The sequence below is a fragment of the Halalkalibaculum roseum genome, from assembly GCF_011059145.1.
In the GTDB taxonomy this organism is placed as follows: domain Bacteria; phylum Bacteroidota; class Rhodothermia; order Balneolales; family Balneolaceae; genus Halalkalibaculum; species Halalkalibaculum roseum.
The window spans coordinates 69,521-90,149 of the sequence record NZ_JAALLT010000002.1 but is presented as its reverse complement, the minus strand read 5'-3'; the positions used below and the strand labels follow the sequence as shown (position 1 = coordinate 90,149).

Annotated in this window: 15 protein-coding genes; 12 read left to right on the top strand and 3 right to left on the bottom strand. The window is 44.4% G+C overall.

Translation table 11 applies throughout. The features are described from left to right. The first annotated feature begins 170 nt into the window (after positions 1 to 170). From porV to G3570_RS04495, 9 genes are all read left to right on the top strand, one after another. Positions 171 to 1,277: a type IX secretion system outer membrane channel protein PorV gene (gene porV / locus G3570_RS04535; protein WP_165139733.1), complete on the top strand. Its 1,107-nt coding sequence runs from the start codon at positions 171 to 173 to the stop codon at positions 1,275 to 1,277. Positions 1,278 to 1,294: 17 nt separating this feature from the next. After that, positions 1,295 to 4,489 (top strand): T9SS-dependent M6-like inactivated metalloprotease, encoded by a 3,195-nt coding sequence (locus G3570_RS04530; RefSeq protein ID WP_165139730.1) that lies wholly within the window; start codon positions 1,295 to 1,297, stop codon positions 4,487 to 4,489. Beyond that, positions 4,486 to 7,872 carry a hypothetical protein gene (locus G3570_RS04525; RefSeq protein WP_249066709.1) on the top strand — a complete coding sequence of 1,129 codons (3,387 nt, stop codon included), beginning with the start codon at positions 4,486 to 4,488 and terminating at the stop codon, positions 7,870 to 7,872. Before G3570_RS04530 ends, G3570_RS04525 begins: the two co-directional genes overlap by 4 nt. Positions 7,873 to 7,978: 106 nt before the next feature. Beyond that, on the top strand, positions 7,979 to 8,806 hold the full coding sequence (locus G3570_RS04520; protein ID WP_165139728.1) for a hypothetical protein: 828 nt from the start codon (positions 7,979 to 7,981) through the stop codon (positions 8,804 to 8,806). 31 nt (positions 8,807 to 8,837) lie between these two features. Then, positions 8,838 to 9,665, top strand: coding sequence for a PASTA domain-containing protein (locus tag G3570_RS04515; protein ID WP_165139726.1), 828 nt, complete (start codon positions 8,838 to 8,840; stop codon positions 9,663 to 9,665). Between the two features lie 8 nt (positions 9,666 to 9,673). Then, positions 9,674 to 10,360 carry a ribulose-phosphate 3-epimerase gene (gene rpe / locus G3570_RS04510; protein ID WP_165139724.1) on the top strand — a complete coding sequence of 229 codons (687 nt, stop codon included), beginning with the start codon at positions 9,674 to 9,676 and terminating at the stop codon, positions 10,358 to 10,360. Between the two features lie 336 nt (positions 10,361 to 10,696). Next, entirely contained in the window at positions 10,697 to 11,482 is a 786-nt protein-coding gene (locus tag G3570_RS04505; RefSeq protein ID WP_249066707.1) for a PhoH family protein, read from the top strand. Between the two features lie 92 nt (positions 11,483 to 11,574). Next, the gene (locus G3570_RS04500) at positions 11,575 to 12,384 is read left to right on the top strand and encodes an MBL fold metallo-hydrolase (RefSeq protein ID WP_165139722.1); all 810 of its coding nucleotides are present in this window, start codon (positions 11,575 to 11,577) and stop codon (positions 12,382 to 12,384) included. After that, the gene (locus tag G3570_RS04495) at positions 12,371 to 13,162 is read left to right on the top strand and encodes a purine-nucleoside phosphorylase (protein WP_165139720.1); all 792 of its coding nucleotides are present in this window, start codon (positions 12,371 to 12,373) and stop codon (positions 13,160 to 13,162) included. The genes G3570_RS04500 and G3570_RS04495 overlap by 14 nt, the downstream gene beginning before the upstream one ends. 130 nt (positions 13,163 to 13,292) lie before the next feature. On the opposite strand, the gene G3570_RS04490 is transcribed toward G3570_RS04495, so the two are convergent. The 3 genes from G3570_RS04490 to G3570_RS04480 form a co-directional block, all read right to left on the bottom strand. Then, on the bottom strand, positions 13,293 to 14,774 hold the full coding sequence (locus tag G3570_RS04490; protein WP_165139718.1) for a cryptochrome/DNA photolyase family protein: 1,482 nt from the start codon (positions 14,772 to 14,774) through the stop codon (positions 13,293 to 13,295). 228 nt (positions 14,775 to 15,002) lie between these two features. Then, complete coding sequence (locus G3570_RS04485; protein ID WP_165139716.1) at positions 15,003 to 15,986, bottom strand: aldo/keto reductase; 984 nt, start codon at positions 15,984 to 15,986, stop codon at positions 15,003 to 15,005. A 23-nt stretch (positions 15,987 to 16,009) separates the two neighbouring features. After that, on the bottom strand, positions 16,010 to 17,590 hold the full coding sequence (locus tag G3570_RS04480; RefSeq protein WP_165139714.1) for a cryptochrome/photolyase family protein: 1,581 nt from the start codon (positions 17,588 to 17,590) through the stop codon (positions 16,010 to 16,012). 80 nt (positions 17,591 to 17,670) lie between these two features. On the opposite strand from G3570_RS04480, the gene G3570_RS04475 reads away from it, so the two are divergent. The 3 genes from G3570_RS04475 (at position 17,671) to G3570_RS04465 (ending at position 20,609) form a co-directional block, all read left to right on the top strand. Continuing rightward, positions 17,671 to 18,156 (top strand): TIGR00725 family protein, encoded by a 486-nt coding sequence (locus G3570_RS04475; RefSeq protein ID WP_165139712.1) that lies wholly within the window; start codon positions 17,671 to 17,673, stop codon positions 18,154 to 18,156. 421 nt (positions 18,157 to 18,577) lie between these two features. After that, the gene (locus G3570_RS04470; RefSeq protein ID WP_165139710.1) at positions 18,578 to 18,958 is read left to right on the top strand and encodes a BlaI/MecI/CopY family transcriptional regulator; all 381 of its coding nucleotides are present in this window, start codon (positions 18,578 to 18,580) and stop codon (positions 18,956 to 18,958) included. Between the two features lies 1 nt (position 18,959). Continuing rightward, a complete protein-coding gene (locus G3570_RS04465) occupies positions 18,960 to 20,609 on the top strand; it encodes a M56 family metallopeptidase (protein ID WP_165139707.1) in 1,650 nt (549 codons plus the stop codon). The last annotated feature ends 20 nt before the right edge of the window (positions 20,610 to 20,629 follow it).

Below are 20,629 nucleotides of genomic sequence, written 5' to 3'. Positions count from 1 at the left end.
AGGCTCATGACTACGCATAATATCTACAGACAAGATCATAAAAGGATAAAATGGTACTGAATCGGACAGTTCTTAATAAGAAAGGAACTTTCATTAATTTTGACTGTACAAGTTGTATTAGTAACATTTTATTATTTATTTGAAAAAAAGTATCGAAATCTATCCCTATCATGAAAAAGTACCTCGCATTAATAATATTCACAGCATTCAGCCTTACCTTTGCAGGAAATACCGCTGCCCAGGTAGGAATAACATCTGTACCTTTTCTACAGATTGAGCCTGATTCTCGTGCCGCGGGCATGGGTAATACCGGAGTTGCCATTGCGGATAATGCATCCGCCGTTTTCTGGAATCCGGCCGGACTTGCCTTCCAACGCGGTACTCAAATCAGTATCACCCATTCGGAATGGCTGCCAAAATTTAATGCAGATCTGTTTTACGACTACCTGGTAGGAAAGCACCATGTTAAGAACATCGGTACTTTTGGAGCTCATATCACTTATTTGAACCTGGGAGAGCAGATTCGTACCAATGAGACCGGTATAGAGCAGGGACGTTTCAACAGTTATGAATTTGCCGGCGGACTTTCCTACGGATTGCAACTCAACGAAAATTGGTCACTGGGTACCGGCGTACGATTTATTTACAGCAGTCTTGCTGACGGACAAGTGGGTCAGCAGAAAATCAATCCGGGATCAAGTATCGGTGTGGATATTGCTACTATGTTCAAATCCAATCGTTTTCTTTTCCTCGGTCAGGAAGCCAACATCAACGCAGGACTAAATCTTTCCAATATAGGACCCGGCGTGCATTACACAGATAACGCCCAAAAAGATCCGCTTCCAACCGTATTGCGTTTCGGATGGTCATTCACCACCGAGCTTGATAAAGAAGGCATCAATACTCTGACTATCGCCAATGATGTTTCGAAAGTTATGGCGCGTTCTGACTCAACCGGTTCTGACGGACCACTTGAGGCATTGATTACCTCCTGGAGCTCTTATGAAAGAGAGATCGGAGATGGCAGAACTGCCACTCTTAATCCCATCCAGCAGTTTATGGTAGCCAGCGGCATCGAGTACTGGTACAACAACATGTTTGCAATACGCGGTGGCTATTATTTTGAAGATCCCAATAATGGTGATCGTCAGTTCTTTACAGTTGGTGCCGGAATCAGATACGACTTTATTGGAGTTGATTTCAGTTATATTGCAACGCTGACAAACGACCACCCACTGGCTAACACCACTCGATTCGGACTGTTGCTGAACTTCTAAAGAACGGTCACCTTGCTTTGAGTGGTTCAAAAATCAATTCATCTTTTTTAAAGAGCATGCTGATTTCAAGCATGCTCTTATTGTTTTATAGTCATGCATCGATTGCCCAGGAAATATCCGTTTCCAGAAGCCACTCTATACAATCAGCCAATACCGACCTGGAATCCATCGGTGCTCCTGACAGCCTAACAATTATTGCCATTCGGGTGGCCTTTCAGCCTGATGAAAATCGTCTTACCAGTGGAGACGGTACCTTCCGGGAAGGCAGTCTACCCTATCTGGATAATGAGAACATAACTATTGACCCGCTTCCACACGATCAAAGCTATTTTGAATCCCATCTGGAGTTCGCTAAAAATTATTTCACTAAAGTTTCAGCCAACCGGATTGAGATTGATTACCGTGTGCTTCCCGAGATATACAGCCTGGACCGTCAGATGGAGTACTACTCTCCAACCGGTGAAAATTTCAGCAACGAAAAGCTGGCCCAATTAGCAGAGGATTCATGGGCCAAAGTTGAGGCAAACGGGGGTTTTGATACCGAAGGCCTGAATCCTGACAAGACAGCATTTATTATATTTCATGCCGGTGTAGGACGCGACATACAGTTAACCGGAACCACTCTGGATATCACGCCGCAGGATATTCCTTCGCTCACCTTGAACCGTAATAGTCTTTCTGATCTGTTGGGAGACCCATCCTTTTCCGGTTTTCCGATTAATAATGGATCTTTTCAGGTAACCAATACACTGATTTTACCCCGCACACTCTCCCGAAGAGGTGAGGATATCACCGGTCAGGAATTTGTACTTCAACTTTCCATCAACGGGCTCCTATGTGCCTCCTTAGGAAGTTATTTCGGCTTGCCTGACCTATTCAATACCCAAACAGGTAGTTCGGGAATCGGACGTTTTGGTCTGATGGATGGTGAGAGCTTCTTTTCCTACCGTGGACTGTTCCCTCCCTACCCTTCCGCCTGGGAACGTATTCAGTTAGGATGGGATGATGCGTTTACGATCACATCAACACAGCCCTCAGGGAAAGTTCAACTGTCGGCGGCATCAGAAAATGTGATGAATAGTATTGCCAGGTATAACCTCTCTTCTGAGGAATATTTTCTGCTTGAAAACCGACACCGGGATCCTGAAAATGATGGAGCGACTATTTCTATTCGGCAACCTGACGGGACTTTGGTTCAACAAACTTTTTCGAATACAAATCAAACCATTACTGACCAGGAGGCCGGATTTGAAGATCTCTTTACCCCGGGTGTACTTGTAGATATAGATAATCTAGAATGGAGCCTGCCGGGCGGACTGGATATCGGAGCCGATGAAGAGGCCGGTACCGCTGATGACCGGTTCTTAAATGGTGGAATTTTAATCTGGCATATCGATGAAGCTGTAATTAGAAGTGAGCTTGATAGGCAAAGGGTTAATGCAGACCCTGAACGAAGAGGGGTTGATCTTGAGGAAGCAGACGGAGCTCAGGACATCGGTGAAGCGGCCGGCAGCAATTTTTCAAACCAGGGACGTGGTTGGGCCTTTGATTTCTGGTGGCGCGGAAATAACGCTTCGGTCATTACCCTGCAGGGAGATACTCTCAGACTCTATGAAAACAGGTTTTCAATTGACACCAGGCCATCGAATGAAAGCAATTCCGGTGCACGGAGTTACTTTGAGTTCTATGACTTCTCAGAAAATCTGCCAACCGCTTCCTTCAGATTTCGACCCGTAGCCAATGAAGTAATTCAGCCTGTCTCGCTTACTGAAGAAACGGTACCTAATCAGTCGGTTTATATTGACAGCAATGATTCCTACCGGACCCATTATCCATCGGAATTAGCCATTTATACGGCCCAGACGGATACCTTTCTGATCATACCGGCAGCCGGGACAGTCTATGGGCTACATTTGAATTCAGGCCAAGCAGGTTATTTTGATTTTCAGGTAACAAATCCACAGCAACCCTTTATCACGGATCAACTCGTACTGGCCAACAGCCCGTACGAACAAGCCGAATCAGTCACTGAAATATCTTCATGGAACTGGGACGGAAACAGTTGGCAAAACCTTTGGCAAGCTTCTGCAGATCCGCTCCGTGGTTTTCTGAGCTCGCAAAACGGCGACACACTACTTGTTGATTTTACCAGTGATCGCTTTATGGTAAATGACGGTACCGCTGTGGCAAATTTTTCAGTACCAAATCAAAGTTCGGTTCGCCTGGCCGGCTTACAATCCATACTTACACCGGGAACGCTCACCGTAAATGGAGAATCATTTACGGTACCTAATGCCGGTGATAACGGGCGGTTGTATACGGGGGCTATTCAAACAGAGCCCGGTATTTCTACATTTTACCTGCTGAGCGATCAAACATTAAGTATTCTCAGAAATTCAGGAGAATATTCCCTTGATGAAATCGCTGAAGCTACATTCTTAGAGTGGCCGGCGCTGGTTGATTTTAATGACGACCAACGCATGGAGATCATCTTTACCGATGGGTCCGGAAGCCTACTGTATGGGAAAAATGCCTCCGGTGCCATGCTCAATAATTTCCCCATACAAGCTCCCCAAGGAAGTCGCTTTATCGGTACTCCACTCGTTGCAGACTTGGAGGGAGATGGATCACAGGATCTGCTGGTAACCGTACAGGATAGTGTCTCTATGAATATCTATTCTTATAACCAACTGGGTAAGGTTAAAGAAAACTTTCCGCTCTTTGTTGGAAGCATTCAAAACCCGGCCTATCAGCCCATTCATCCGGTCATTAACGATCAAACTCTATATGCTGTCAGTCACCTTGGAGAGTTAAAAGCATGGCATTTCCCACAAATGCAGAACGTACTCTGGGATTCCCGATACGGCAATGAACCCTTTAATAAAGTTACGGGACGTATCAGCGGAACGGAATCTCCTGATACCCCTTCTGATATTCTGGTTGAAGAAGAGACTTATAACTGGCCGAATCCTGCATCACAAAATACCAACATTCGCTACCTGCTGCGAGAATCAGGCAGGGTTGAAATTAAAATCATTTCACAGGGAGGTCGCGTTATTTACGATGAATCATTTGAAGCAGCTGGAGGTATACCCGAAGAACAACGAATAGACACATCAAATTGGGGAAATGGGGTCTACTTTGCACTGGTTACCGCAAATATTGACGGTCAGCAGTCACGTAAGATGATCAAAATCGCTGTAGTACGTTGAGCCGAATTAAGAATTTACATATCGCCTTTATAACTATGGCCATAGCAGGCTTTTTGGGGCTCATGCAAACTCCTGTTCAAGCTCAGCTCTCTCCTTCATTGTATGATTATCCCCATAATCACCTACCCTGGTATACTATTGAGAGCGAACACTATCTTATTCATTTTCAGAAGGGAAACAGTCGGTCCGCTAAGGTAGCCTCCCGGATTGCCGAAGAGGTATATCCGGGAATTACGGAACTCTATATGCTGGAACCTGATACCAAAATAAGCATCACATTAAACGACCGTCAGGATTACTCCAATGGGGCTGCCTATTTTTTTGACAACCAGATACAGATTTGGGTACCGGCCCTGAACACCCCGTTAAGGGGAACCAACAACTGGTTGAGAGATGTGATAAGTCATGAACTGACTCACATCATACAGCTCCAGGCTTCTATGAAAAAAAGCCGTCGCTTGCCCGCCGTGTACTTTCAATGGCTATCCTATGAAGATGTGCGCCGTCCGGATGTGTTGTACGGCTATCCCAGGGGCATTATCACCCATCCCTTCGCATCCATCAGTATCCCTGCCTGGCTGGCTGAAGGTTCTGCGCAGTATCAGCGCTCCGGCTGGTATTATGATACCTGGGATACCCATCGTGATATGGTATTACGTTCAGCAATATTGAATGACAACTATCTCTCATTGGAGGAAATGGGCATCTTCTCATCCAAGAACAGCCTGCAAAGAGAGCAGGTTTATAACCAAGGGTTCTCTTTTACCATATATCTTGTGCAGCAATATGGTGAAGAGATACTTCCCAAAATTTCGGATGCTTTCAGCAGGTCAGGCGTTTATTCGGCCGATGAAGCACTGAAAGTAGCTACCGGGAAATCAGGTAACGAGATCTTTGATGAGTGGGTCAATAATCGTAAAAGCTTTTATACCAACGCTACTGAGGACATCTCCCCTTCTGAAACTAAGACCATAGAGGGAGACGGATTCATGAATTTTTTTCCCCGCTTTTCACCTTCCAATAATCGCATTGCATACCTATCAAACAAGGGTCGAGACGAATCCCGAACCTCACTCTATATTACAGATACAGAAAATAAAAGTCGGTCTCCCGGGCTAAGTATTTCCTTGGGAGAATTAAAAACATCCAAGCCTCTCAGCTGTGGCTTCGGGAATGACCCTCTTATCGAGAAGATTCACTCCTCTTTTTCTTTCTCACCCGACGGAGAAAAAATCGCTTTTATAAGACGAGAGCTGAATGCCTACGGTGAGCAATATGATGATCTGTTTACCTATAATTTTGAAACGGGTAAACAGCAGCGCGTCACCAAAAGTGCACGACTTTCTTCACCGGTCTGGCATCCCACAGATAACAAGGTGGTAGCAATTGTACAGAGTCAGGGAACCCAGAATATCGTTTTGGTAGATACGACCAATGGTGAGGTCACACAACTCACCGATTACGACCGGGGCCAACAACTTTTTACCCCTGCATGGAATCAGGATGGCAGCATGATTTATTTTGCTTTCTCTGACGCAAAAGGCAGAGAGATCAGGCGTCTGCATATAAAATCAAAAGAGATTGAAACAGTAATCGCAGATCCTTATGCCGACGTGAGAGACCCTTTTATAGATTCGGAGGGCGAGTTCTTGTACTACGCTTCCGACCGCACGGGTATATTCAATATTTACCGAATGCCATTGCAAGGTGGTGAACCTCAACAACTGACCAATGTAATCGGAGGGGCATTCATGCCCAATGTGAGCAGTGACAACCAAGTGGTGTTTGCCGAATATACCGGGCAGGGATACCGCATCTCTTCTATCAACTTAAATGAAGCTACTGATAGGACTTTAAAAGGGGGCTACAATCCCGTTTATAACGAAAATGGATTTCTGGCCTATTCCGGAATGGAAAATTCAGGAAAGTCCTTTGACGACTCGGACCTAGTGGGCTTTAATGAAAGCTTCTACCGGCGAGCAGATACAAGTAGCGTATCCTTCAATATTGCCTCCAGTACTGAAACTGGAACCCGACAATTTTATGAATACCGGGAAACCTTCACCAGCCTCAGTTTTTATCCGGTAATCCGTTTCGATAATTACACCAAACTAAATGGTAGCAACGGCAGCCTGATTCGAAGCGGACAGTTCGGTGATCTTGGAGAGAACCTCTTACGCGATCTCAAATTGGGCACATATATCAGCTCCAGGGAAGTTATTGACAAGCTTTCCATATTCGGGGGTGCCCTCTTTGGATTCGGCTCCAGGTCGGCAGATGGTATCGGGGACTTTTTTAGTCCTTCCAGGCTTTCTGATTTGGATCGCGATCTCTTTCTGATAACCGAGTACCAAGGACTTCCTTTTATTAAAAAGAGATGGTCTCCCACTATCTCTCTCGAACTCTATAACCTGAGGCGCAATGTAGATAATGGTCTCTCTATTGAAGAGTTTCCCTGTACCTCGTGTTTGCCGGATACCCTCAATGCCGACATTGCCTATAATATCTGGGAGGCCGACCTGTTTCTTCGAAGTAAAATCGATGAAAGCAATCTTGTGGAACTGGGCGTAGGATATACATCCTACAAAGTACAGACCGATGGATTTTTTTCAAGGGAACTTAAGCAATTCATTCCCTCTTCCTCTACAGAATATTTCAAAGGTACTTTTATAAGTGCAAGTCACGTACTTGAAATGTTCAGACCTTATAAACATAGCGATATCGCCCCTATCGGGTTTCGCTCCTTTTTAAAATATACTTACGAAAGAGGCAAACTCCTGGATGATTACGAGATCAGGGATGGAAGCCTGACACCTATCTACAACACCGAGAACAATCATTCAGTAGAATTGAGCACCCGTCTTGGATTTTCATTTTCAGACCAAACAACCGGTCAGATCAATAGCCGCTTTTTCAGTTACCTCAACAAACCGGATGATTCATTTTACCTCGATTATATCGGCGGTTTCACCGGCATGCGAAGTTATCCTTTCTTTGCTCTTGGTGGCTCTACAACCGCTTTTGGACAGTTTTCCTATATATTCCCGTTACTGACTGACATCAAGCAACAGGCTGGCAGATATACCTTGGATAAAATATTCATACGTGTATTTGCTGAGGGCGGATCGACCTGGGACAGTCCCCTGCATAGTGATCAATCTCTGAAAACCGGTATTGGGAGCGAGATTCGCTTCGCTTTCAACAGCTATTACCTGTTCCCGCTAAAGCTATTTATCAGTACCGCTTATGGTTTTAATAAATTTGATGTTACTTTACCTGATGAGTTCATCACAGAAACCCCCACAGGCAAGGTAAGCTACGGTAGAGAACTCCTACTTCACTTTGGCTTAACTTTTGATTTTAATGTCCTCAATAATGAATAGTCTGCGCTTCTACATACTGCTTTTTGCTATCCTATTGCCTGTTATGGCTATAGCGCAGCCAGTCAAATCTACTGTTTTCTCTGAAAATAATAGAAAGCCGTTGACCATGGCTGATTTTAAATATGAGAGTAGTAGCGCGTTGCAGCAATCCGGTTCCATGCTGAACCCGGTACGCAGCAAGCCCGGTTTGGCTTTATTGAGTTCGGCCATAGTACCCGGCACGGGACAGGCTGCAAACAATAAGTGGCTGCGTGCCGGTGCCTACCTCGCTGCAGAAGCTGTTTTCTTCACGGTTCATCTAACCCGTTTAAACGATGCCAAGCAACAGGAGCGTCAATACGAGCAGTTTGCCAATAACAACTGGAGCGTAGTCACTTATGCCAAATGGCTGGTTAATTACTACGAGCAGAACAACCTCAGTAACAGTGCCATAGATGAACTGCGCAATCAGGTCACGGGTTTAAGCGCATCCTACAATACCGATATAGACTGGAACGTTGTTGATATCGAATTACTGAGGATGGTTGAACGAAACACTCCTTTTATCTATCCGGACCGGTCGGGAAATAATTTTTCCCACGTAATGCCCGATTACGGATCACAGCAGTACTATGAACTGATCAGCAAGTATTATCAATACGGGCCGGGCTGGAGAGATTTTGGAAGTAATCAAAATGGCGGGAGCCTGGATAATCCCTATAAATTGAATTGGGACGGTACGGATATGCCATTCAACTTTTTCAGAGGATCCTCACTTGCAGAACGTTTCAACGATAATTACCGGCTCGCCGGGAACATGCTCTCATTAATTGTACTAAACCATATAGTATCTGCTTTTGATGCGTTTTTAACCGTTAAAATTAAAAATAACCGTATTAACGCAGAAGCAAATCCCCTAAAACTTCAGAGCTTTTCGGTAAAATATCACTTTTAAGAAAAGCTAAAAGTGCCGTATTTTTAGATATATGATTGAAAAAATTAGAGACTTACTTACCAGCAAAAAATTCTATGCTTCTGTCAGCACGCTGATTGCCGCAGGAGCCCTCTTAATTCTATTACTGGATTATGTATTGATGCCGGCTTACACCAATTACGACGAGGGCGTCACTGTACCGGATGTTACCAAGTTATCTCTTAACGAAGCCGACAGCCTCCTGACCACCTATGGACTCCGTTTTGAAGTGTCCGAACGCCGTTCTAACTCGGCTTATCCCGCCGACTATGTGATTGATCAAACACCTTCGGCCTCTGAGATTGTCAAACCCAACAGGAAAATTTACCTGACGGTCAATACGGTTTCCACACCAAAAGTTGAGGTTCCTAAAGTGGTCAATCTCTCCCTTAGAAATGCAAAAATTCAACTGCAGAACTATGGCTTGGAAGTAGGTACGGTCAGTTATGAATCTTCTAGATTCAAGAATAGTGTACTTCGCCAGTCAATTCCGGCCGGCAAAACGGTTAATAAGGGTACCGTTGTCAATTTAGCCGTTAGCGACGGTCTCGGTGAGAAAATGGTAGCAGTACCCAATATCATTGGGGCAAGGCTGGCAGAAGCGCAGCAGATGCTTAGGACAGCCGGTCTACGTGTCGGAGAGATACGTTTCCAACCAAACAGACAATATCCGCCAAATACGATTCTTGACTTTACGCCCAAGCAGGAAAAGGTAATCGAAGGGGAAACTCTTAAACTGATTGTATCCGAGCGGTTTGATGTCAGAGAAGAGAGTGAGTCAGGTGCCGTACTGGATACTTCTTTTGTTGCCGACCCCGATAGCTCGCAAATTCAAAACTGATTCTTATTATGGACTTCGAACTTCCCATTTTAGCTCCCTCCATCCTAGCCTCCGACTATACAAAACTCGGTGAAGAGATCACTACCTGCACTGATGCCGGGGTTAAATGGATTCATTGCGATGTCATGGACGGACATTTTGTTCCCAATATCAGTTATGGTCCGGCTATCGTGGAAGCCGCAGGAAGAGCAAGTGATGCCTTTTTGGATGTCCACCTAATGATCGAAAATCCCGATCAGTATATCGAAGCTTTTGCCGATGCCGGCGCCGATCAGCTTACCGTCCACCAGGAAGCCTGTCCACATTTACACCGTACCATTCAAAGCATCAAACAGCAAGATATGATGGCCGGCATAGCGGTTAATCCTGCAACATCTCTGACTACTATTGAACCCATTCTGGAATATGTTGATTTGGTACTCATAATGAGCGTAAATCCCGGTTTTGGGGGACAGTCGTTCATTGAGAATACCTACCAAAGACTAAAGGATATGAGCATCATTCGTGAAAACAAACAGCTCGGATTCCTTATTGAAGTTGACGGGGGAGTAGGAATCGATAATATTGAAAAGGTAACCCGTTCCGGTGCCGATGTACTGGTGGCCGGTAGCAGCGTTTTTAAGGCAAAAAATATTACCAAAAGTATTGAAGATCTGACCAAGAGAGCACGCATGGGCAAGGGAACGCTGGTTTAAAACCGAAGTGTTTCGATTTGTAGGTTTCTATTAGTTTTACAATACCAACCAGTTATTAAACTTTTTCTGAGACTTTCCTTATTTTATAGGTTTATTAACTTGAACTAAACATTTTGAGGATCGCTTATCACTGAGCAACAAAACCTTGAAATTGAATCCATACAGTTAGAGAAGGTAGAGCCGGTCATCGTACTTGGATTCGGCGATGAACATTTATCCACCCTTGAAGAAGCCTACCCGGAAACCGTAATTACTGCGAGAGGCAACAACATTAAGCTCAAAGGACCTGAAAAAGATCTGAAAGAGCTTCGGGAGATTTTTGGCGAGCTTGAAAATATGGCCAAGCGAAACGGTGACCTGACAGAGCGTGATGTTGAAACCGTTTTGGCACTGACCAAAGGAGACCGGGAGCCTGAAGAGACTAATCCCCTGCGAGATAAAAGCATCACCGGTGATTTCATACTCAATACCCACGACGGTAAAGCCGTAAAAGCCAAAACCCCCGGTCAGAAAGAAATTCTGGAAGCATCGGCTAAAAATGACATTGTCTTTTCTATTGGGCCTGCAGGTACCGGAAAAACCTATACCTCTGTAGCCCTGGCCGTTAAGGCACTGAAAGAACGAAAAGTCAATAAAATAGTCCTGGCTCGACCCGCTGTGGAGGCCGGTGAAACACTTGGTTTTCTTCCCGGAGATCTTCGTGAAAAAATCGACCCATATCTGCGGCCACTGTATGATGCCCTGGAAGAAATGATAGAATACGATCGTCTGGAGCTTCATATTGCCAAAGGGACCATCGAAATTGCCCCACTTGCCTACATGCGCGGGCGAACCCTGAACAATTCGTTTGTCATACTGGATGAGGCCCAGAATGCCACAAACATGCAAATGAAGATGTTTCTAACCCGAATTGGGTTTAACAGTCGGGCGATCATCACCGGGGATATTACACAAACCGACCTGTCCCGAAAAGAAGAGTCGGGACTCATTTCTATTCAGAATATTCTCAAGGATATTGAAGGTATCTCTTTTGTTTACCTCGATGAAAAAGACGTTGTCAGGCATAAGCTGGTCAGAGATATCATAGACGCCTACGAGCGCTTCGAGAACGATAATACATAGAACCCGGTAAACGCAGGTTTGACGGATTCAAATTAATTTTTCTCTGATCAAAGAATATCAGATTGATCTTAGTTTTTTAGATAGAATATTTCATGAAAGAAAATGACATCATTTGCCACCCGCTATATGAAGGCACTTTTTCGGTGGGACTCGACAAAAAGTTCAATCGTATTGACAGAGATGATCCTCCTGCTAAGGGAGCCTTAAAAATTTCTCTCAATCCCTTTCTGATCACCGGTCAAAATCGAAACTATCTCTTTGATGTAGGAATAGGTGACTTCGGAGAAGACACAAATACCGATACCATCAAGGAAAACCTTGCTAAATTCGGATTAACAGAGTACGATATCACCGATATTTTTGCCAGTCACCTGCATTACGATCATATTGGTGGCCTGGCGGGCAAAGGATCCGGCTACTGGGAATTGACCTTCCCAGAGGCAAAATTATGGGTTTCGGGCAACGGCTGGCAGAAAGTGTTGAATCAGGATGAATATTATGATGAAGAGAAATCTGAATTCATTCATTTCCTAGATGCCAAAGCTGATATTGAATTTCTTGAAGATACCGACCATCCGTATGATGACGTCAGCATAAACAAAATCGGGGGGCATACCGAGTTTTCGCAGGTACTGTTGTATGACGACGGTGAGCACAAATATTTGATGGCGGGAGACGTGCTGGCTACACGCGGTGAGGTTAACCGCAATTTCGCAGCAAAATATGATTTTGATGCAAAAGAGAGTATGAAAATGAGAAAAGAGCTAACCCGTAAAGCCTATGAGGAAGATTTTACTATTCTTGGTTATCACGATAGCCACCATCCCCTCTTCCAGCTCACAGATCATGACAAGGAAAAAGGATACAGCATAAAAAATATTGATAGCAATGTCCCTGCCTGAATTTATTGACGAGTCTGTAGCATACCTGAAAGAACAAGATATACCGGAGAACCCGGAAGCTGCCGTCATTCTGGGCTCAGGATTGGGGAGTTTTGGGAAGAGCATAAGTGATCCGCTGTTTATAAACTACGAAGATATACCGCATTTCCCTTCAACATCTGTAAAAGGCCACGACGGACGTTTGATCTCGGGAACTGTAAATGGAAAAAACATCATTGCCTTTTCAGGACGTTTCCATCACTATGAAGGCTATGACTTCGAGGAGACTGCCATTCCCGTCTATATTGCTAAAGCATTAGGAGTAAATAAACTGATAATTTCTAATGCAGCGGGGGCCATCAATACCGATTTTGAAGTGGGGGATCTTATGGTGATTGACTCAGTGATGAGGCATAATAAGAGTATTTCTCCTATGGGATACCCGCAGCACCGCTACAACCACTACCCATTAGCTGACAAAGCTCGAAAGCTGGCAGCCGGACTTGGTCTTGCGGTACAGAGAGGAACCTACATCTATGTGACCGGCCCCAACTATGAAAGCAAGGCAGAAATAAGAGCATTTCGCAAAATGGGGGCTGATGCTGTGGGCATGTCGACCGCTCCCGAACTATTCGAAGCAGCCCGCCTGAGGTTAAAATCGGTGGCTATTTCCCTGATCAGTAATATGGCATCAGGTGTCACCCGTGACAAGCTTGATCATGAAGAGGTGAAGATTGCAGCAGAGTCCCGTAAGGAAGATTTTGCCAAATTGGTCAGTAAATTGATATTGGAACTTTAGCCGCGGATCTACTCAGTATTATTAAATAATTTTCCTCACAAAATACGATTCGCCATAGTCATTAGAGTGTTTAGAGCGGTTAAACAAACCGCCCTACGTATCCTTAAATCCGTGCAAATCTGCGGCAAAATCACACGTCTAAAGTCTGCTGGTTTCCGTATTTCTTCAGATATTGTTTTAGCTTCACTTTCTTTCGGGTACTATCACTAGTCATGTATCGGGTTTTTCCGAATATAGGCCGTTCCTGCCAGGCCCGGTCGAAGCGTCCGAAGCACCAGAATATGCCCGAATAACTATTCGGATCCCTTCCGTCTATGGCATAAAGATTATTCAGCTCTATGAGATAGTCGAGTGCGGTTCGGGGATCAGGGGTCCACTGCATTACTTTCTTTCCCCATAGCATACGGAGGTAGTTGTGAATGATTCCTTCTTCCCTTAACTGGGTCTGGGCGGCATTCCAGATTTCATCATGCGTTTTCGACTGTTCCAGTTCTTCAAAACTATAGACGTAATCACGTGGATCCGAGGCATGTTTTTTGAGCGTCTCCAATGCCCAATCCGGCAGTGATTCAAATTCAGCATAATCCGGACGGTGATGCGCAAAATGAAATCCGACTTCCCGCCAGGTAATGACTTCATCCAGAAACCCGTCGATATTGGGGTCCCCATTAAAAAAGCCCCCGGTTGAACCGTTGTTATAGCTGATACTGTCTAAGTCCCAACCCTTGGGTTGATGATCCAGGACGGCGTTGACAATTTCGTATTCCGATATTTTTCCAAAGTGTAACCAGGGACTCAGACCACTGGTTTTGTTCTCATCCGGATCGTTTCGCTTCTCATCGTAATCCAAGAGACCGTAATTGATAAACTGTCCGAGCTTACCCAGCGCGGATTGCCTTGTACCCTGAATCTCAAGGACTGAAATATCATGGCGTATCGGCAAATTACTGATAAAGGATTTCTTGTTTTTGAGCGGTTTTTCAGCAGACGGATACTTTTTTAGAAAATCCTCAGTCAATTGAATCGAGTTATTATTCTCTAGATCACGTAAAGGATCTTTTTTGGGCGGGTGTGTATAACATTCCAGAAAGTTCTTCTGCATGATTTTTCGAAAAAAGTAGGCGCTGTATGGATCTTTTTCCGTTAATCCGAGCGGGATAATGCCATTTGAATCAACAGTAATATAGGGAATATCCACCTTCTGACTTACCCTCTCATTGTGCTCCCGCATGATAAATACGGGGTACTCATCCGTGATCAGACAGCTGGCATTCTCAACCAGCTGATAGAGTAACCCCTTCCCTGCTCCCTTAGCATCTTCCAGATACGAGTGGTAGTTCAGCTGCTTTTTACGGGCAATTTCCAGGTTCTCTTGCATACCTTGCATCATAAAGTGATGGACACGGTCGGAAGCCCAGGGGTATTCACAATTCAATCCTTCATAGATCAGAAGCGGTTTGTTTAATTTATTAGCCCAGCCAACCGCGTACTCCAGCGCATAGTTATATTGAAATCGCCGGTTTATTTGCATCCAATAGAGTACATACTCCCCTTCGGTGTTAGGTTCTTTCTTATTGCGTTTAAATACACGATTGCTGTTGACGTTTTGCATGTAAGTTTAGTATTCAGAAGTCAGGAGTCAGAAGACAGAATTGCCTTTCGTTATGCATATAATATTTGCTGACCTCTTCTAAATTAAGGTTAATTGATCTAAAAAATTGGTGTCATTCCGAGCTTACCGAGGGATCTCAACCGCTAAAATTCAGGCACTAATGTCGACATGGATGAGATTCCTCCACTACGGTCGGAATGACAAGTAAATAGGATCTTAATCGGAATCTTACTCCGGTGGCGCCATGAAAGCCGGGGCAATCGGATCTTCAACGATTTCTTCAACAATAGATTCGATTTCTTCAATCTGCTTGTCTGTGAGTTTCCATCCGGCTACTTCATCGAAGGTAACCTGTTCCGGTCGACGTGCTCCCCATATAGCCGAATCAACGCCTTTATCCAGAATCCAGCGAACTGCAAGATTAAGTACGGTCTGGTCAAGTTCCTCAGAAGCATATTCTTTCAGTTTGTCAACGGCCCGCAGGTGTTTTTTAAAGGTCTCTCCCTGGAACTTGGGATCGGTATTTTTGCGAAGATCTCCTTTTTTGAATTCCCAATCCTCGTCCATTTTTCCGCTCAATAATCCCCGACACAGTGCGCCGTAGGTGAGCAGTGATATATTATTTTTATTGCAATATGGAAGGACATCTTTTTCGATTCCGCGTTCAAAAAGATTATAGGGCGGCTGGGCAATATGGATAGGTGCATATTTTTGAAACTCTTCCATCTGCTCTACCGAAAAATTGGAAGCACCTATTGCTTTTATTTTCCCTCTGTCCAGCAGCTGCAGCATGGTGGATGCTGTCTCTTTAAAATCGTTCTTCAGATCCGGCCAGTGAATTTGATATATATCAATATAGTCGGTCTGCAGCCTTCTCAGTGAATCTTCGAACTCTTTCAAAATGCGTTCCCGCGAGGTGTTCCTCTCCACATTTTCATTCTCATCCCACTCGAGGCCGAGTTTTGTGGCAATCTGAATCTCATCGCGGTTGCCATATTCTTTGACAGCTTTTCCGACTAGCTCTTCGCTTTTTCCAAATCCATAAATAGGAGCCGTATCAATAGTAGTAACTCCCATGTTCAGGGCTTTTAAAATGGTATCAATCGATTCCTGTTCGTTGGTACCGCCCCATTGCCATCCGCCGATGGCCCAGGTACCCAGTGTAACACGCGAAATATTAAAGTCAAGATCGCTTACTTGTGTAAATTCCATCCGTCTCTGTTTTATGACTGTTACTATGAGTTCTTATAACGTTTTAGCTGCTCAAGAAAGTTCTCTGTTGAGTTCCTTATGGCTTCCTTGTTCTCTTCCGATTTCTTTTCATACATATTTACCATGAAGCTGTTTCGCCCGCTCTCTTCGAAGGCATCACGCTGTTCGTCTACAAAATTCCAGTACAAGTAATTAAAGGGACAGGCGTCCTCACCCGTTTTTTTGCTGATGCTGTATTCGCAACTTTTACAGTAGTCGCTCATTTTATTGATATAATTACCGCTGGAAACATACGGTTTTGATGCCAGCACACCTCCATCTGCAAAAGTGCTCATGCCCAGCACATTAGGCAAAACTACCCACTCGTGTGCATCCACATAGGCAAATCTAAACCACTCATTGAGCTCTCGAGGATCTGTTTTAGTCAGATTGCTAAAGTTGCTCAATACCATCAGTCGCTGGATGTGATGGGAATATCCCTGTTCAATAACCGGTTTGAGGCTTTGTTTCATGCAGTGCATTCGCGTTTCGCCGGACCAATACATCTTTGGCAGTGATTCATTGAAATTCATGAAGTTGGTATCCCTCACCTCCGGCATCATGGCTTCGTAGTAGATATGCACAAATTCACGCCAGCCCAATATTTGCCTTACCAGTCCCTCCACAGAATTTATGGGTATCTCATCGTTCTCCCGGTACGCCTCAATAGCCCTTTCACAAATCTCCCAGGGCAATAATAACCCGTTATTCATATAGGGTGACAGCCCCGAGTGAAAAAGCAGCGGTTCGTCACTGGCCATTGCATCTTCGTAGGGACCAAAGTCATCAAGACGATTGTCAATAAACTCATCCAATAGCTCCATAGCCTGTTTACGGCTGGTAGCATAGTAGAAATGATCTGTCTTCCCGAAATGGTCAGGAAATTTTTCATCAACCATCTCCATTACTTCAAGCGTAATATCATCAGGTTGAAAACGGGTAGGTTCGGGGATATCATAGCCGGACGGGAGCGATTCCCGGTTGTTTTCATCGTAATTCCATTCCCCGCCTTCGGGCTCATCACCATTCATCAAATATCCGGTTTTCTTCCTCATATCCCGGTAAAAGTACTCCATCCGATAACCGGGCTCTATTTTCTGCTTCCAATCATCGGGATCCGCAAAAAAGAAGGTGTTGGATATTTTCGTAACACGGTTCTCGTATTTTTTTCTTAATTCCTGCAGTCTTTCCCTGCTATCCCATTCCGAAGGATTCATAAAGCTGAGTGCCAACTCCTTATTCCCGTCTAGGATATCTTTCAGAACTTTATCGTAGTGTTGGTCAGTCGATTGGTAATGCACGGGAAATCCATTACTCGAACACTCCACCGCAAAGTGACGCAGGGAGCTCAGCAGGTAAGTCAGCCTCTTTTTGTGATATGGAAGAGTCCGGTGAACAGGATAGGATTCAATTAATATAAGCAGCGGTTTTTCATCATGGATCCATTCCGGCCAAACATTCAGATTGATCTGGTCCGGCAATATTAAAACTGCTTTGTCATAATCCGCCGGATCAGCTTCCTCAATGACACCATCAATTTCTTTCAAATAATCTCTTTTCTCCATATTCTTCTACCGCAATTTGTATTTTACCTGTGCAATAGCTTTAGCATCATCAGAGTTCCAACCGATTAGAAAGAGATTCTATGGCAAAAACAATTATTGGTGTAATGGGTCCGGGTAATGAACCTGAAGAGAAGGACCTCCAGATTGCTTATGAGCTTGGCAAATTAATTGGACAAAGAAGCTGGGTACTGTTAACGGGTGGGCGGAATGTGGGTGTGATGGACGCAGCATCCCTGGGTGCATCGGAAAAAGACGGGTTGGTCGTGGGCGTTCTGCCCGATAAGGATCGCAGCAGGATGTCCCTGCACGTGGATATCCCAATTGTAACAGGAATGGGAAGTGCCCGGAACAATATCAATGTGCTCTCTTCCGATGTGATCATTGCCTGTGGAACAGGTGCCGGTACCCTATCAGAGATTATGCTCGCTTTAAAAGCAGGAAAAGATGTGATTCTATTGAACCAGTCCAAAAATGCCCTTGACTTCTTGCAAAGCCTGGAATCTGATTTAGTGCATGAAGCCTCTTCCGCATACGAGGCTATAACTATGGCGGAACGATTACTATAGGCTGAAACTCACTTTGGAACAATTGAGTATGTGATTGCTGATTTTCCTTTGCAGAGTTACAACGAAGTATGCAAAAATTGAGAACCCTTTAGGGATCCGGGAAGAAGTTACCTTTGGTACAGGCTTTAGTTTAATACACGCTAATTAGCTTTAAGGTGTGGGCACCATGAGGTGGACTACACCGGACTCCCCCCTTAGGAGCGAAACCTACGAAGGCAGTTATCTAATAAAGCAACTTTCTGCTCATTTGTTCTATTTTTATCCAAAGAAGCATCCCTACGCTCTTCTAACCTCCAAACAAAACCACTTAGTATTCGTATATCAAACTGCCTGTCCCCTGTTAGTTCCAATTCAAATTTGACATTCAAACATTAATACTATTATATTAGTATTAACTAATTAGTTAAACTGAGAAAATAACATGAAAAAATCACTGACTCCGCTGGGCGAAACCGAAATGGAAGTGCTTCACCATGTATGGGAAATGGGTGAAGCTACCGTGAAAGATGTGAAGAAACGCATCATGAATGATCGACAGGTTGCCTACACCACCGTAATGACGGTTATGAAAAATCTAGCTGATAAAGGATACCTGAAATACCGAAAAGATGGTGTCACTTATGTCTATAGTCCGGCACAGGAACCTGAATCCGTCCGCTTCAACCTGGTGAAAGAGCTGGTCAAAAAAGTATTTAAGGGATCCCCTACCGAACTCGTTCAGACCCTGGTGGAAGGTGAAGAGCTCTCTGATACCGACCGTTCAGAAATTTTGAAGCTGATCAATAACATGAAGGAGGAATGACATGGATATAATCAATACACTACAAAATCTTGGTTCAACAGGTTTTGATTTACTGCTTCTTCCGATCGTTCTATGGACCGCAATGAGTCTTCTGGCTTTGGCAATGATGAGATATTCGGAGAACCTAAATGCGATCTTCCGGTATCACGGACACATTGCTTTGATTCTGGCTCTTCCTATCGGACTTTTGGCTGCGCTGATGAATCATTGGCTACACACTTTTGGAGAAACAGCCGGATCCTTTGCTACTAAGTTCATCGTCATTCAGAACCCAATTGTGATACCGGCTGCTGCTAAAATGCAGGAAACATCCTTCTATATGGATCCTGCATTCTGGGGTGGCGCTGCTATACTCGCTCTTGGGACAGTCGCACTTATTCTACTGTTAAAACTGGCAGCTGATTTTATCTCTCTCAGTATTTTTGCCAAAAGTACCCCCAAAAGACCCATCGAGTCTATTCTAGAATTATCAACCAGCAATACACGCATCTGTAAAAAACTGTCATTACCGGTGTACCTATCCTTTTCCGATTCAGTGGACGTACCCTTTACATATGGGTGGAAAAAGCCGGTGATTGTAATACCGGATCACCTTAAAGATCAGTCATCCGAGAAGCTGAATCTGGCTATACGGCATGAACTGATGCACATCAGACACCATGATTATGCCTTGAATGCTGTATTAATGACTATAAAAGCTCTCTTCTGGTTCCATCCCATCATTCATAAACTTTATGCCGGGTTTAAGGAATACCGGGAAATATCCTGTGACAGTGAGGTACTTTCGGACGATACAATTTCAAGAAAATCCTATGCCCAACTGTTGTTTGAGTTGGCAGGAAAACAAACGTTCAGCAAAACTCCGGCTGTAAGCATGGCTGTACCAACATCAACTCTCAAAAAGCGAATTCAAATTATGAGTAACCAAAATCATAAACATACGATGTTTAAAACAAGCTTCTATATCACGCTATTTTCTGCACTCTTCATGACAGGAATCATGGCATGTACCGACATACAAGACAGCGGTATCCGAAACAGTGATATCGAAAATGCCCAAGCTAAGATTTCAGCATCTCAGGACGGAATGAGTCCATTGTATGTATTGGACGGTGAAATCATTGAAGATGAAGTAACCAGAAATAAGCTGTCCGCCGTAAAAACGAAGTACATTGAATCGCTGAATGTGTTGAAAGGCGAAAAAGCCATCGAAGAATATGGACCCAAAGCCCAAAACGGGGTCATTGAATTTAAATTACTCGACAGAGAAACAGCCTTCAACGACCTGAAAGCACCACCGGCTCCGGGAACCAAAACCGAGAGTTCTTCAGCAAAAGATGATCACTTCGTGGTTGTCGAACAAATGCCCGAGCTCAAAGGTGGAATGCAAAGTTTGATGAGCAACATAACGTATCCCGAAGAGGCCCGTAAAGCGGGAATTGAAGGCCGTGTTATCGTACAATTCATCGTAAATAAAGAGGGTCAGGTTGAAAACCCCCAGATCATCAAAGGCATCGGCGGCGGTGCTGATGAGGAAGCACTGAGAGTGGTTAAAGAAGCGGAATTCACGCCCGGTTATCAAAAGGGACAACCTGTACGCGTGCAATACTCCCTGCCCGTAGTCTTTAAGCTCCAGAAAGACGACGCCTAACAGCTGATTCTTTTTCAATA

Excerpts from the sequence above, each read along its gene's own strand:
- porV (WP_165139733.1), top strand. The coding sequence starts at position 171 with ATGAAAAAGTACCTCGCATTAATAATATTCACAGCATTCAGCCTTACC.
- G3570_RS04520 (WP_165139728.1), top strand. The coding sequence starts at position 7,979 with ATGGCTGATTTTAAATATGAGAGTAGTAGCGCGTTGCAGCAATCCGGT.
- G3570_RS04515 (WP_165139726.1), top strand. The coding sequence starts at position 8,838 with ATGATTGAAAAAATTAGAGACTTACTTACCAGCAAAAAATTCTATGCT.
- rpe (WP_165139724.1), top strand. The coding sequence starts at position 9,674 with ATGGACTTCGAACTTCCCATTTTAGCTCCCTCCATCCTAGCCTCCGAC.
- G3570_RS04505 (WP_249066707.1), top strand. The coding sequence starts at position 10,697 with ATGGCCAAGCGAAACGGTGACCTGACAGAGCGTGATGTTGAAACCGTT.
- G3570_RS04500 (WP_165139722.1), top strand. The coding sequence starts at position 11,575 with ATGAAAGAAAATGACATCATTTGCCACCCGCTATATGAAGGCACTTTT.
- G3570_RS04495 (WP_165139720.1), top strand. The coding sequence starts at position 12,371 with ATGTCCCTGCCTGAATTTATTGACGAGTCTGTAGCATACCTGAAAGAA.
- G3570_RS04490 (WP_165139718.1), bottom strand. The coding sequence starts at position 14,774 with ATGCAAAACGTCAACAGCAATCGTGTATTTAAACGCAATAAGAAAGAA.
- G3570_RS04485 (WP_165139716.1), bottom strand. The coding sequence starts at position 15,986 with ATGGAATTTACACAAGTAAGCGATCTTGACTTTAATATTTCGCGTGTT.
- G3570_RS04480 (WP_165139714.1), bottom strand. The coding sequence starts at position 17,590 with ATGGAGAAAAGAGATTATTTGAAAGAAATTGATGGTGTCATTGAGGAA.
- G3570_RS04475 (WP_165139712.1), top strand. The coding sequence starts at position 17,671 with ATGGCAAAAACAATTATTGGTGTAATGGGTCCGGGTAATGAACCTGAA.
- G3570_RS04470 (WP_165139710.1), top strand. The coding sequence starts at position 18,578 with ATGAAAAAATCACTGACTCCGCTGGGCGAAACCGAAATGGAAGTGCTT.
- G3570_RS04465 (WP_165139707.1), top strand. The coding sequence starts at position 18,960 with ATGGATATAATCAATACACTACAAAATCTTGGTTCAACAGGTTTTGAT.